Annotated in this window: 10 protein-coding genes and 6 pseudogenes; 8 read left to right on the top strand and 8 right to left on the bottom strand. The window is 68.3% G+C overall.

Annotated elements, in window-relative coordinates:
* Nucleotides 1-138: 138 nt before the first annotated feature.
* Nucleotides 139-1,082, top strand: a pseudogene (locus tag ACFZCP_RS44470) (type IV secretion protein Rhs); the annotation flags it as partial.
* A 535-nt stretch (nucleotides 1,083-1,617) separates the two neighbouring features.
* Here the strand turns inward: ACFZCP_RS44470 and ACFZCP_RS44465 are convergent.
* From ACFZCP_RS44465 to ACFZCP_RS44455, 3 genes and pseudogenes are all read right to left on the bottom strand, one after another.
* A complete protein-coding gene (locus ACFZCP_RS44465; RefSeq protein ID WP_391442552.1) occupies nucleotides 1,618-2,013 on the bottom strand; it encodes a hypothetical protein in 396 nt (131 codons plus the stop codon).
* Between the two features lie 207 nt (nucleotides 2,014-2,220).
* A complete protein-coding gene (locus tag ACFZCP_RS44460) occupies nucleotides 2,221-2,850 on the bottom strand; it encodes a winged helix-turn-helix transcriptional regulator (protein ID WP_391442550.1) in 630 nt (209 codons plus the stop codon).
* A 158-nt stretch (nucleotides 2,851-3,008) separates the two neighbouring features.
* Nucleotides 3,009-3,080, bottom strand: a pseudogene (locus ACFZCP_RS44455) (hypothetical protein); the annotation flags it as partial.
* A 180-nt stretch (nucleotides 3,081-3,260) separates the two neighbouring features.
* Here ACFZCP_RS44455 and ACFZCP_RS44450 point away from each other — a divergent pair.
* Together ACFZCP_RS44450 and ACFZCP_RS44445 are read left to right on the top strand one after the other, a co-directional pair.
* Nucleotides 3,261-3,758, top strand: coding sequence for a hypothetical protein (locus ACFZCP_RS44450; RefSeq protein WP_391442547.1), 498 nt, complete (start codon nucleotides 3,261-3,263; stop codon nucleotides 3,756-3,758).
* Nucleotides 3,759-4,031: 273 nt separating this feature from the next.
* Nucleotides 4,032-4,274, top strand: a pseudogene (locus ACFZCP_RS44445) (transposase); the annotation flags it as partial.
* Nucleotides 4,275-4,654: 380 nt separating this feature from the next.
* Here the strand turns inward: ACFZCP_RS44445 and ACFZCP_RS44440 are convergent.
* The 3 genes from ACFZCP_RS44440 to ACFZCP_RS44430 form a co-directional block, all read right to left on the bottom strand.
* A complete protein-coding gene (locus tag ACFZCP_RS44440) occupies nucleotides 4,655-4,795 on the bottom strand; it encodes a hydrophobic protein (protein WP_391442545.1) in 141 nt (46 codons plus the stop codon).
* Between the two features lie 107 nt (nucleotides 4,796-4,902).
* The gene (locus tag ACFZCP_RS44435; protein ID WP_391442542.1) at nucleotides 4,903-5,706 is read right to left on the bottom strand and encodes an SDR family NAD(P)-dependent oxidoreductase; all 804 of its coding nucleotides are present in this window, start codon (nucleotides 5,704-5,706) and stop codon (nucleotides 4,903-4,905) included.
* Nucleotides 5,703-6,710 (bottom strand): zinc-binding dehydrogenase, encoded by a 1,008-nt coding sequence (locus tag ACFZCP_RS44430; RefSeq protein ID WP_391442540.1) that lies wholly within the window; start codon nucleotides 6,708-6,710, stop codon nucleotides 5,703-5,705. Before ACFZCP_RS44430 ends, ACFZCP_RS44435 begins: the two co-directional genes overlap by 4 nt.
* Nucleotides 6,711-7,142: 432 nt before the next feature.
* On the opposite strand from ACFZCP_RS44430, the gene ACFZCP_RS44425 reads away from it, so the two are divergent.
* Together ACFZCP_RS44425 and ACFZCP_RS44420 are read left to right on the top strand one after the other, a co-directional pair.
* The gene (locus ACFZCP_RS44425) at nucleotides 7,143-7,544 is read left to right on the top strand and encodes a DUF485 domain-containing protein (protein WP_391442537.1); all 402 of its coding nucleotides are present in this window, start codon (nucleotides 7,143-7,145) and stop codon (nucleotides 7,542-7,544) included.
* Entirely contained in the window at nucleotides 7,541-9,157 is a 1,617-nt protein-coding gene (locus ACFZCP_RS44420) for a cation acetate symporter (protein ID WP_391442535.1), read from the top strand. Before ACFZCP_RS44425 ends, ACFZCP_RS44420 begins: the two co-directional genes overlap by 4 nt.
* A 280-nt stretch (nucleotides 9,158-9,437) precedes the next feature.
* On the opposite strand, the gene ACFZCP_RS44415 is transcribed toward ACFZCP_RS44420, so the two are convergent.
* Nucleotides 9,438-9,581, bottom strand: a complete 144-nt coding sequence (locus tag ACFZCP_RS44415; protein ID WP_391442533.1) for a hypothetical protein — start codon at nucleotides 9,579-9,581, stop codon at nucleotides 9,438-9,440.
* Nucleotides 9,582-9,872: 291 nt separating this feature from the next.
* On the opposite strand from ACFZCP_RS44415, the pseudogene ACFZCP_RS44410 reads away from it, so the two are divergent.
* The 3 pseudogenes from ACFZCP_RS44410 to ACFZCP_RS44400 all read left to right on the top strand — a co-directional run.
* Nucleotides 9,873-11,887: pseudogene (locus tag ACFZCP_RS44410) on the top strand (SpoIIE family protein phosphatase).
* A 242-nt stretch (nucleotides 11,888-12,129) separates the two neighbouring features.
* Nucleotides 12,130-12,401: pseudogene (locus tag ACFZCP_RS44405) on the top strand (hypothetical protein); the annotation flags it as partial.
* Nucleotides 12,374-12,530, top strand: a pseudogene (locus ACFZCP_RS44400) (transposase family protein); the annotation flags it as partial. The pseudogenes ACFZCP_RS44405 and ACFZCP_RS44400, both read left to right, overlap by 28 nt.
* A gap of 172 nt (nucleotides 12,531-12,702) precedes the next feature.
* Here ACFZCP_RS44400 and ACFZCP_RS44395 read toward each other — a convergent pair.
* Nucleotides 12,703-13,095, bottom strand: coding sequence for a nuclear transport factor 2 family protein (locus ACFZCP_RS44395; protein ID WP_391442531.1), 393 nt, complete (start codon nucleotides 13,093-13,095; stop codon nucleotides 12,703-12,705).
* Between the last annotated feature and the right edge of the window lie 66 nt (nucleotides 13,096-13,161).

Below are 13,161 nucleotides of genomic sequence, written 5' to 3'. Positions count from 1 at the left end.
CCCCCTCTGACCACCATCAACCCACAGTAACCACCACAGGCACCAGAACCCATGGAGCAGAACACGCATCACACACAAACCAGTTGACATCCCCCCATTGAATCTGGCGGCTCAGTGCCGGCTGGGCCACGTGCAAGTGGCCAGACAGTGCGCAAGGACGCCACCGGGCAGGTCACGCCGTACGCCTACGACTTCACCGACCAGCTGGCGCAGGCCACCGGTCCGGACGGCACCACGCTCACCATCCTGCGCGACCGCCACGGTCGTATGCTTTCGGAAGCGGTCAACGGCCGGGCACTGACCTACGTCTACGACGAGCTCGGTCGCCGCACCGCCCGCACCACCCCCCAGCGGCGCCACGACGACCTGGTCCTACGACGCGGCCGGGCGTCGAACCAGCATGACCGGCTCCGGTCGGAGCATCGACTTTGTCTACGACGAGGCGGGCCGCGAGCTTGGCCGCCGCTTGGGCCACATCACCCTGGAGCACTCCTTCGACGCCCTCGGCCGCCTGACGTCCCAGTCCGTGCTGGGTCCGGCCGGTCGCAGGGCGCAGCACCGCAGGTACACATACCGCGCCGACGGCCACCTGATCGGCATCGAGGACCAACTCTCGGGCACACGCCGCTTCGATCTGGACGCGACCGGCTGGGTGACGGCAGTCCATGCGGTGAACTGGACCGAGACCGACGCCTACGATGCGGCGGGCAACCAGACAACGGCCTCCTGGCCGGCAGGCCACCCCGGCCAGGAAGCGATCGGCAAGCGCGAATACACGGGTACCAGCCTCACCCGCGCCGGCCAGGTCCGCTACGAACACGACGGCCTCGGCCGCATCACCCTGCGCCAGAAGACCCGCCTGTCCCGCAAACCAAACAGCTGGCGCTACACCTGGGACGCCGAAGACCGCTTGACCTCCCTGTCCACTCCGGACGACACCCGCTGGCGCTACAGCTACGATCCGCTGGGCCGGCGCACCGCCAAACTCCGCCTGGCCGGCGACGGCGAAACCGTCGCCGAGCGAGTCGACTTCGCCTGGGACCGGCTTGGTTCTCTGCGAGCAGACCACCACATCTCCCGACGCCATGTACTCCGGCAACCCGCAAACCATCTTCGACTGCAGGGATTTCGAGGGCTCGGCCGCGGGCTGGACGGCTTGCTATTTCGACAGCGGGCGGTTGCGTGGAACCACGACACCCCGTGCCGAACCGCCACCGTCTCCAGCATGGCTGACGGTCGGCGCTGCCCTGCACATGAAGCGGGGCAGGGCCGACTGCTGCGTGGGCAGCGGCACGTGGGTGCGCTACGTGGCCGGCGCGTTGTGGCTGTCGAAGAGGCATGGCTGGCTGACCGAGTCGGAGCTTCACTCGGCCCTGTGGGAGTGGCGCTTCACTCCCGACAGCCACGAAGCCTTCAGCCGGTATCTCGCGTTCCGGACCGCGCAGTCCTGACCCTTCTCGCCTCTTTCGTCGATCGGGTCCCTCAGCCCAGGGACTGTTGTTCGTCTCGGGCGCGGGTGGTCGCGAGGCGTTAGGAGTCGGTGCCGGTCTCGATGATGTGGCCGCCGAAAGTGAGCCGGTCGATGGCAGCGCAGAGGCGGGGGTGGACTGTGCGAGGTTATTTCTTGCCCTTCTCGTCGTTTTCCTTGAAGCAGACGACGAACGATCCTCCCGCGCCCATCTCGGTGAGTGAGCCGGACGTGCCTGGAACGTCCGAGCACGAGAAGGTGTCGACGACTCCGTCCTTGTCCATCTTCAGGACCTTGTAGTCGGCGTGCGGGTCAGTGCAGGCGAGCTTCTTGGCCTTCGCTGCCTTGTCCGTGCCGATGTTCTGGAAGCAGTCGCCGGCCTTGAGCGTCGCGGACTGGTCCTTCGTGTCGTGCGGGCCCACGACCACGAACGCCACCAGGCCCGCGATGACAAGGACCACGCCGAGGAAGATCAGGCGGTTACGCCGTATCTGCGCCGGGGTGTAGGAGGCGTTCGGGCCGCGCTGGGGCGGTATTTGGGACACGGACAGTTCCTCAGGAAGTGGGGACGTGCGAAGACGACAATGATCTTCCCCTGCCTGGCGCCCATCACTCAACTTGACAGCACCCCCGCGGGTGCCGGGCGGGGTGCGGTGCAGGGGTGCGTTTGACGGCGCGGCTGACGATGGCTGTCTCGCCGTGGCTGATGCCCAGGCCCACCAGGTCGTGGGAGAGGAATTCGTAGAGGGCGGTCAGGTCTGGGAAGTACGCGGCCGCGTGCAGGTTCGAGGGTCCCGACGTGGCGAACGCGCCGTGCACGGCGGGGGGATCGGCCAGTGCTTGCCCGGCGGCGGCGAGGTGGTCGAGGGCACGTGCAGCAGGAGTTTGGCCTCGATGGGCAGCCCGAGCCGGCGGGGATCGACGAGGACCTGAGTGATCAGGCGGCCCTGAGCACGCAGCCGGGCGATGCGTCGACGCACCGTGGTCTCGGGGTGTCCGGTACGGGCGGTCAGCGCCGCGGCGGTCAGCCGCGCGTCGGGAGTGAGCGCGTTGATAAGGGACTGTTCCAGGGCATCGGTGTCGACGCCGTAGGGGCCCGGGGAATCGGGAGCCGCCGCCCGGGGGACCGCCGCCGGCTTGCCCGGGGTCAGGGCCGCGCGTTCGGGTGCGGTCAGCACCTGGTGCCGCCACTCGGAGGTGAGTCGCAAGACATGCAGGATGGTGGCGCATTCCAGGGACGTGACCGCCTGGGTGGAGGGCAGCTGGCGGAAGACCAGCGGGTCGCGCGAGCCTGGCTCGGTGCGGGCGAGGGCGAAAATCTCGTCGCCCGAGGTGGTGATGTCGATGACCGGGATGTCCTCGCGCGCCGCGAGTGCGGCCACGATCGTGTCGAGCTTTCCGCGCAGTACCCGGATGCGCAGGAACAGGGCCCCGGCCGCGCCCCGTTGCGCGGTCGTGCGACGGGGGAGACCACTACGCGTACGGTGCCGTCGGCGCCGAGCGCGTGCAGCCTGCGGCGCACGGTGGTGGGGTTGAGTCCCAGCACCTGGGCCGCGTGCTCCGCGGTGAGGCGGCCGTCGCACTGCAGCGCAGCCACCAGCCGCTGGTCCATGAGGCTCAGTACGGAATCCGCCGCTGCGCGCGCCATGAAGGCAAGTTTCGCCCATTCCGTCGTCGTGCGGCACCCGTCTCGGTGACCCTGCCCCAAGGATGGATGTCATCCGCCAAGGCGCCGCAGTCAACCGAGGATTGCGGGCCTGACATGGCATCAACGAATACATGGAGGAACGGAATGAAGCGCAAAATGACCGCGGTGCTCGCGGTCACCGGCATTGCCGCGGCGACCCAGATCGTGCTAGGAACCGCGCCTGCATCCGCCTCCGGCGCCGCGTACCAGCTCAAGAACGTGGCCACGGGCAAATGCATGCGGGGCGTCCGCTCCAGCTACACGTACGCCGTCACGATGGCGAAGTGCAACCGCAACGACGCCAATCAGTGGTGGGGCGTTGTCCAGGGCCAGGTGCACGAGGTCTACGGGGGCACCCACGACACGGACATCTGTCTGGCCGTCCCCAAGAGTGAAAGCGGTGACTTCCCTAAGGACGTCGACACGACGAGCTGCAACAACTACAAGACCTACTACCTGGGGATGAGCACGATTCCGAAGGCGAACAGGCCCACTACCCTCGGTACCGTCCCCGGATACATCGGGCACTACTCCTCCGGCGACACCTACCTCAGCTGCTACCAGATCGACGGCAACTACACCAAGTGGCTCTGGGTGCCCTAACCGATCATTTCAGAATGAGGTCCGCAAGCGGCCCGTCCATGCCGCACCTGGCCTGCAGTGACGCACGATGGCGGCCGCCGAGCCCAAGCGGAAGTGAGCCGATGCCGGACTCAGACGGTGTGCACCTGCTGAGCGGGGCGTAGAGCACCGTCTCAGACGCGACCACAGCATCAGGCGACCTTCTCGAGCGTGTCTGAAAGATCGTGTAAGTCCGTGATGTGACAGGCTGGTCGGGGCTTGACCTGGGTCTTTGGCCAGCCGGGACGGACGGACATGAACGACAACGAGATCCCGGCCGTTGAACCGGTCGAGGACAGGCTCGTGGATGAGGTCGTCGAACGGCTGCTGGACCGCGCCGACGCCTCGGGTGCTGCCCTGCTGGGTGAAGGCGGGCTGCTGACCGAGGTGACCCGGGCCGTGCTGGAGCGGGCTCTGGACGCGGAGATGACCGGCCACCTCGGATACGAGAGGCACGATCCCGCGGGCCGCGGCTCGGGCAACAGCCGCAATGGGACATCGCTCCGGGCGCCCCCGATCGTGATGACCGGATGGCTGAAGACGGCTGACGCGACGGCGGCCGCCTGCTCCCGCGGGTCGCCCCGATGCACGACGTCGCCCCGCGGAAGGATTGTGCGTGAGGGGGCGTTCTGCGACGCCTGGGCTCCACCCATGGCCTCAGGGTGGGGACCGGGGCAGGGGTGCGCCAAGAGGGTGCGCGGGTTCCTTCACGCATGCCTGTTCCGCCCCGGACTGCAACGCACGTGCTCCTGTTTCCGTTTCGGACTCCTTTGACCGGTCCTCCCGGTACGTGAGTGATCGCCTGCACTTCCGGCATGCGCGCAGGGCCCTGCTGCGTCAGCCGGGCCCTGTGCGAGGGAGTGTGCTTGCGGGTCAGGTCACCATCGGTACCAACGTCCGTGGCTGCCGCCCGCGCTGGTGGAACGCATGACGAAGCCGAGAAGCCACAGCACCAGGACGGCGAGGGCGGCCCACCAGAGAGTCTTGATGGCGAAGCCGGCATCGCAAGTGCCGCCCACTGGCGCTCGTCGTCACTGCGGGGCAGCGGGGCGACTGTACCCAGTCCACATCCTCACGGCGGTGGGGGTGGGCCCGGTGGCTCTCAAGACCACCCCCAGGAACAGTCTCAGACACCGACGGGCTTGCCCGGGCCGGGGACGTTGCGGAAGCGGAACGGCTCCGGTTCGCGGCCGGTCTGGATGAACCAGCACTCCCCGGTGCCGTCACCGGTGAGGATCCGGAGCACCGTGTCGGCGACGGTCTCGGCCGGGATAACGGGCAGACCCTGCTCGGAGAGCATGCCACGCAGGGGGTCGATGATCCTCGATTCGGCGTACCCCGGGCAGACCGCGTTGAAGCGCACGTTCTCCGGCGCGAGAGCCGGCCCCAGGGAGCGTGCCAGTCCCACGACCGCGTGCTTGTTGGCCGCGTACAGCGGATCGAGCGGCACCGCCGCCAGGCCCGCCAGGGACGCGGTCGCCACGATTGATCCTCCGCCGCGGGCCCGCAGCGCAGGCAGCACCGCGTGGGTGCCGAAGACCACGCCGTCCAGGTTGGCCCCCATCGCCCGGCGGTAGCGTTCGGGGGCGAAATCCTCGCCGACGCCGCATCCGGTCGCCACCCCGGCGTTGAGCAGCGCGATGTCGACACCGCCGTACAGCTCCTGGGTGAACTCCACCAGCGAGCGGTTGGCTTCGAGGTCGGAGACGTCACAGGCGCGGAAGTGGCCGCCGACCGTGTCGGCCACTTCCCGGCCGTCCCGTTCGTTGAGGTCCGCGACGACCACATGCGCCCCCGTCCTCGCCAGTGCCAACGCCGTGGCACGGCCCAGTCCGCTGGCAGCGCCGGTGACGATCGCCACCTTTCCCTGGAGTGCGGCGTCCGTGCGTTCTCCCCGCGGGGCGGCGACCTCGCTCTCGGCGGCGCTCATGCCAGCTCCAGCACGAGCTTGCCGACATTCTCGCCGCGGAAGAGCATCTGCAACGTCTCGGGGAAGTCGTCCACGGTGCCCCTCACCACATGTTCCTTCACCTTGATGTGGCCGGCGCCGATCCAGGCGGAGATCTCCTGGGCTGCCTCCGCGTAGCGCTTGGCGTAGTCGAAGACGACGAAGCCCTCCATCCGGGCTCGGCGCACCAGCAGCGAGAGGTAGTTCGAGGGGCCCTTGACCGGCGTGGTGTTGTTGTACTGGCTGATCGCACCGCAGACCACGACGCGCGCGTGCATCGCCAGCCGGGTCAGCGCGATGTCGAGTATGTCCCCTCCGACGTTGTCGAAGTAGACGTCTATGCCGTCGGGGGCGTGCTTGCGCAGCGCCTTCTTGACGTCGTCGGCCCGGTAGTCGATTGCCGCGTCGAATCCGAGTTCGCCGGTGAGCAACGCGCACTTCTCCGGCCCTCCGGCGATGCCCACGACCCGGCAGCCCTTGGCCTTCGCGATCTGACCCGCGATGGTGCCGACGGCGCCTGCGGCGCCGGACACCACGACGGTCTCGCCGTCCTTCAGCGCCCCGACGTCCAGCAAGCCGAAGTAGGCGGTCATGCCAGGCATGCCCAGCGCTCCCAGATACGTCGCGGGCGGGGCGAGTGAGGTGTCGATCTTTATCGCGCCCCGGCCGTCGGAGACCACGTACTCCTCGACCCCGAACGTGCCGACCACGTGATCACCTGGTTGAAAGCCGGGGTGGTTGGATGCGGTGACTTCGATGACCGATCCGGCGCGCATCACCTCCCCAATGCCCACCGGCGGCAGGTAGGAGGGGCGGTCGTCCAGCCATCCCCGCATGGCCGGATCCAGGGAGATGACGCGTGTCCGGCCCGTGAACCGGTTAGGGCCCGGTTCCTCAAGGGTTTCGCAACGGTGCTCCCAGTCTTCGGGTTTCACTTCGCCCACCGGGCGGGCTGCAAGACGGACCTGGCGGTTGGTCGCGGACATCGCGCCTCCTGTCGTTCGCGGCTCTCCGCGACCATACCGACCAGTGGGTATGCGCGTGCACGTGACATTCCCCACAAGTCATCCACGCATCACCACACCTACGGTCCGAGTAGGTCGCCGCTCGCCGAGCGATCACTGCCGACCGGATGCCGCATCGAACCCGAAACGTGATGCCCGCCAGCCTTACCAGGCATTCCGACCAGTCGGTAACGTGCGCCGCCGCACCCGATCTTCACCGCCCACCTCCCACGCATCCGAGCCGCCCCGGAAGGCCATGCGATGACACACCCCGACGACAACCCGTACCCGCACCAGCACCCGCCACCACGAGCACTGTCGGGATGGCCGCAGCCGCAGGCCGAGCCCTATGGCCACGCCCCTCGACGCGAGCCGCACGGGCGCGAGCCGTGGCAGGAGTCGCACGGACGTGGCGTGCCTCAGGGGAACTCGTATGGATACGACGCCTTTTCGTACGAGCCGTACGGGCAGGCGCCCCGGCACGAACCGTACGTCCCCGAGACCGATCGGCACGGTGGCGACCTCGCCGCCCTCCGCTCGGCTTACCAGATGCTCCGTCGGGTCTCCACACTCACCGCGCTCGGCTCCTTCGTGGTGTACGTGGTGCTGTCCTGCTGCGCGTCTGATCTGATGGGAGCCAAGATCACCGGTGAAGTGAGCTTGGGCATGAGCCTGGGGGTCCTGCAACTCGTCGTCACCTTCGCGGCGGTCTTCTGGTACGGACGCCGCGCTGCAGGCTCCGTGGACCCGCTGGCGCGGGCCGTGCGAGAGCGGGCGGCCCAGCGGCCGGGCCGGGAAGCAGGGGTGGCGAGATGATCGAATTCGGCACGGGGACCCAGGCTGTCGTCCTGGTCCTGTTCACCACCCTGGTGACCCTCACCCTGCTGATGTGCGTGATGGCGGGACCGGACCGCGACGACCTGACGAACTTCTACACCGGCTACCTCTCGCTCACACCCCTCAAGAATGGTCTGGCGATCGCGGGCGACTACATCTCGGCGGCCACGGTGCTGAGCACCACCGGCATCATTGCGCTCGCCGGATACGACGGTTACGTCCTGGCGGTCAGCACCGCCCTGTCGCTGGTGCTGCTGATGTTCCTGCTGGCCGAACCGCTGCGCAACGCCGGCAGCTTCACTATGGGCGACGTCCTGGCCCGCAACATGCCGGGGCGGGCGGTCCGTATCGCCTCCTGTGCGGTGACGCTCAGCGCGACCCTCCCCTTCCTGGTCGTCCAACTCTCCGGAGCCGGGTCGCTGCTCACCTTCATCCTGGGCATCCCTCACGTGGCCGGCGCCAGAACGACGTGCATCGTCCTCGTCGGCAGCCTGATGATCATTTACGCGGCGCTTGGCGGTATGAGAGGGACCGCGCTCATCCAGATGATCAAGATCGTGCTCCTGCTCGGCACCAGTGTCACCGTCGCCGCCCTGGTCCTGAACCGCTTCGACTGGAGCCCCGACAATGTACTCCGGGCCGCCCAGCGCGGCAGCGGGGCGGGCCCCGCCTTCCTCCAGCAGGGCCTGCAGCTGGGCACCTCGGCCGTCGACCGGCTGGACTTCGCCAGTCTCCAGATCACCGTGATCCTCGGCGCCGCATGCCTGCCCCACATCACGATGCGTCTGTACTCCGCGCGGGACGTGCCGGCCGTGCGTCGCTCCATGTCGTGGGCGGTCGGTACGGTCACCACGTTCTGCCTGCTCGTGATCATCATGGGTACTGGCGCGGCAGCGCTGTTGGGATCGCAGTTCATCACCGCGGCCGACCCCCACGGAAGGACGTCGGTGCTCATGTTGTCCCGGGTACTCGGCGGGGGTGCCGGCTCCGTGAGCACTACGGTTCTCTACGCGGCCGTGGCAGGCACGGTGTTCATCACTCTGTTGTCCTCGGTCGCGGGAATGACCCTGGCCGCGGCCTCGTCGCTCGCCCACGACCTGTTCGCCCACGCCGTGCGGCGGGGGCAGGCGGAGCCGCGTACGGAGATGACAGTGGCGGCGTGGACGAGCGTGGCCATTGGAACCGTTGCCATCACGCTCTCCACCCTGGTCCAGAACTGGGACGTCGCCATACTGACCACGCTGGCGATCTGCATCGGGGCGTCGGCCGTGGCCCCCGCGTTGACGTACTCCCTGTTCTGGCGAGGCTTCACGCGCACCGGCCTGCTCGCGAGCCTCTACGGCGGTACGGTCTGCGCGCTGGTGCTGATGGTCTTCTCCAAGGCCGTCTCGGGCACGCCGTCCGCGGTCTTCCCGAACGCGGACTTCGACTGGTTCCCCATGCAGTCCACGGGGCTGATCTCCGTCCCGTTCGGATACCTGGCGGGCTGGCTGGGCAGCCGTGTGGACCGCCGGCGCCACGCCGCCGACAGTCACGAGAGCCGGCGGATGTATGAGGAGAGCGAGGCACGGCTGCTTGCCGCAGCCGACTGACGCACGGCGACCGCGAAGGCCCCGGAGCCGGATGCGATCCGAGGGTGAGGGCGTCGGTGCAGCGCACAGCCGCACCGACGCTCTGTGGGCTACCTCACCCAGCGGCGTCTCAGGGCGCACGTCCGTCATTCCGGCCAGCACGACGTTCCATACAGGCTGTGTCCGCATTGGAGCGCCGTGTTGTTGTGGTGGTGCAGGCGGGCGCGATGGCCCTGGACACGACCAGACCGATTGAAGTGTTCGATACCGCGAACCGGCTCCTGGGCCCCTCGGGCACCCCCTACCGGGCCGACTTCGTCTCCACCGGCGCACCACTGGTGCGCATGAGTTCGGGGGTGGTGGAGGCCTCGCTGCTGGAGGCGGGGCAGGGGCCGATCGACAGGTGGTTCAGCAGCCCCCGGTAGAGCGCCAGGCCAACGTTCACGATGTCGAAGATCAAACCAGCCTGCAGACTCTCTGCAAGCCTTGAGGTCTCCGCCCTGCGGCCACGGGCCCCTGCGCGAGCATCGCCCTCTGCGGTCGATGTGCGCCAGCCGCATCGCGTGCGGAGTTGCCCGAGATATGGGGATTATTGGACGTACTTCCCGGCGGGTCCTCTGGCCGTGGTCGGTTTGTGCCGCATCGTGGACGGGGTTTCTGACCTGCTCGAAGACCGCTTCCTTGCCGTGGCGGGTATGCCGGCGAGGCCGGTCGGCAGGTGCAAGGAATGAATGTGATGAGCCCAGCGGAGCGGCGGTTCGAGCAGGCGGAACGTCCGAGCGGGTTGATGGATCTGCTGGGCGTCGCTGCGGTGCTGGTGGAGGTCGACGGCCGGATCGACATGTGGAGTCCTCAGGCCGAGGAGCTGTTCGGCTACACCTGCGACGAAGCCGTGGGACAGTACGCGGCGCCGCTGCTGCTGCATCCTGAACACCGGGAAGCGGCGATCCGGCTGTTCGCTGAGGTGATGGCTACCGGCCGGGGCTGGGCAGGAGCGTTTCCCATCCGGAACAAGGACGGCAGTACCCGGCTGGCCGAGTTCCGCAACATGCGGCTGACGGACAACGTCGGTGATCACTACGCCTTGGGACTGGTCACCGACCGTTCTACGCTGCGGCAGGTGGAACGCGACGTCGCGTTGTCCAGCCGGCTGGTCACCCAGGCCCCGATCGGGCTGTCCGTCCTGGACACCGACCTGCGGTATCTGGCTGTCAACCCGGCTTTGGCAGGTATGCACGGTCTGTCTGAGGCTGACCATGTCGGCCGCAGGTTCAGTGAGGTTCTGCCCGGTGAGCCGTTCCTGACTGCGGAAGCCGCGATGCGGGAGGTCCTGGAATCCGGCGTCCCGGTGGTTGACCGGCAGGCGGTGGGCCGAACTGCCGCGGATCCGGAGCACGACCACGCCTGGATGGTGTCGTTGTACCGGCTGGAGGACCACCGCGGGCAAGTTTTGGGCATTGCCAAGGTGGTGGTGGATGTCACCGACCGCTACCAGGCGACCCAGAGAGCCGACCGAGCCCAGCAGCGTCTGCGCCTTATCGCAAGAGGCTCGGCCCACATCGGTAGCACCCTGGACGTGGAAAGAACCGCACAGGAACTTGCCGACGCCGTCGTACCCGACCTTGCCGACATGGCCGCGGAGAGGGCCCGGCGACGTTCCGTGCCTTGGCGGTGAAGACGGCCTACCCCACCGACGCCACTCAAGCGATCGTCCCGCCCGGCCGCCTCACCGCTTATCACGGCGATCACCCCGCAGCGCACTGCATCCGCACCCGCCAGCCTCTCCTGATCACCCACCTCGACCGCGGCGACCTCACCCGTGTCGCCGCAGACGCCGACGCCGCCCGCCTGCTCGCCCAGGCCGGTGTCCACACCGACATGGCCATCCCTCTCATCGCCCGCGGACAGATCATCGGCGTCATGGGCTTGGCCCGCGCCCGCAACCCCCTGCCCTTCGACGAGGACGACCTCGCCCTGGCCTGCGAGCTCGCTTCGACTGCCGCGCTGAGCATCGACAACGCCGTTCTGCACCAGCACATCCGCAGCGCCGCCGAGACCTTGCAGCGCAGTCTGCTGCCGCAGCTCTCGCACCGCCACCCCGGTCTCGAGGTCGCCGCTCGCTACCGCCCCGCGCAGGCTTTCAGCGAGGTCGGCGGCGACTGGTACGACGTCATCCCCCTCGGCGGTGACCGCACCGCCCTGACGGTGGGAGATGTCATGGGCAGCGGCATCCCGGCCGCCACCACCATGGGCCGCCTGCGCACCGCCACATCCACCCTCGCCGACCTGGATCTCGATCCCGCACAGATCCTCACCCACCTCGACAAGATCACCCTCGGACTGGACCCCTGCATGGCCACTTGCGTGTACGCGGTCTACGACCCCCACCACCGCCGCTTGACCGTGGCCTGCGCCGGCCATCTGCCCCCGGCCCTGGCCCGGTCGGGCAGGCCACCTGAACTCCTAGACCTACCCACCGGGACGCCACTGGGAGTTGGCGGCATCACGTTCGAGACCACCACCCTCGACCTGCAACCCGGCGATCAGCTGGTCCTGTACACCGACGGACTGGTCGAAACCCGAGACGACCCCATCGACGAACGCCTGAACGACCTCCTCCGCCTGCTGTCATTGCCATACCGCTCCGTCGAAGAGACCTGTGACGTGCTCCTGCGGCAGCTCCGGGATTCTCCGGGCCGCGACGACATCGCCCTGCCTATCGCCCGGGCACAAGGGCTGACGATCCCCTGAGGGGCCGGTCCGCGGACCCCGGCGCACAGTAGTCACGGCTCATGGGCGGTCCGTGCCAACGATTAGGAGACGGACACCGCACCGCCGGGGAAATGCGAAGCACTACGTCGGCACTGCCCAGCGCGCGGTAATGCTGTTCAGGTGATGCTCAGGACGCGTCCGGCTGGTCCGAAGCCTCTGGCGAGCCAGGCCCCTGACCGGTGCGGGCCTCAGGCAGCGCGGCCTCGCCGTGACGTGCCGAGCCGGTCCGCAGCCGGGCCGGCCGTCCCCGCCGCAAGCCCGACTCACTGTTCGCCGACCGTGTCTACGACCACGACCTCCGCCGCGACCAGGTCGGCGCCCGCGGCATCGTACCGGCGATCGCACGCCGCGGTACCGGATTGGGCGCCTGCCGGGGGGTCGTGCAGAGGAGTCTTGCGTGGCTGCACGGCTTCCGAGACGCCTGCGCATCCGCTGGGAACGGCGAGCCGGCATCCACAAACCTGCTCAGGCAAGCATAAGAAGCACGACATGAACGTCCAGGTCATCGCCGACCCCTTCGGCCCGCCTTCTGTGGGCCTCGCCAGCCCTGCCCGGTGCGGTCCACGACATCAAAGCCGCCCGCACCTACGGCCTCATCGACACCCTGACCGCGGCCGGCATCGGATTCGTTGTGCGACGGCACTCCGCACTCGGGTCGGGTGGACGCGCGAGCCGGCTGAGAGGAGACGCCGCCACCGTGCATGCGGGCCGGACACGACATGTCCGGCCCGGGCAGCTCACTCACCGGACGACGCTGGTGCTGCCGGAGTGCAGTCTCTTCGCGGCGGGGGCGGTCAGCGGGCGCTGCCTATGTTGCGGTCGTCTTCGGATCCCTTGAGCATGAGGGTGGTCTCCTCGATGCGGCTGAAGCGGCCGTCGGGGGCGATGTCGGCGAAGACGTAGACCTCCATGGTGACGGTCGAGCCGTCCTTCTTGGTGATGTGGCAGGTGTGGCGGTCGGCGTACTTGCTGCCGTCGAACAACTCCTCGTGGACCTCGATCTCGGCACTCGCGACGAGGGACCGGACGTGGGTCATGTGCTCCACGAACTCTGCGCGATCGGCCCACTCGCCATCGGTGCGCTGGCGGTACCCGGGGGTGAAGTGGCGCTCCACGGCCTCCTCCAGGTTGAGCTTGTCGTCGACGAGCAGGTCGGTGAGGGCAGCCTTGATACCGGCGCGGGCCATGGGAGTTCTTCCTTCCGGGAAGGTTTCAGCGGTGTCGGGTGGCGGGTGATTGGTGACGGGTGTCCG

Origin of the sequence: Streptomyces sp. NPDC007971 (genome assembly GCF_042958635.1) — a bacterium.
Classification (GTDB): domain Bacteria; phylum Actinomycetota; class Actinomycetes; order Streptomycetales; family Streptomycetaceae; genus Streptomyces.
Note: the sequence above shows the minus strand (reverse complement) of the source record. Positions and strands in the feature narration are given on the sequence as shown.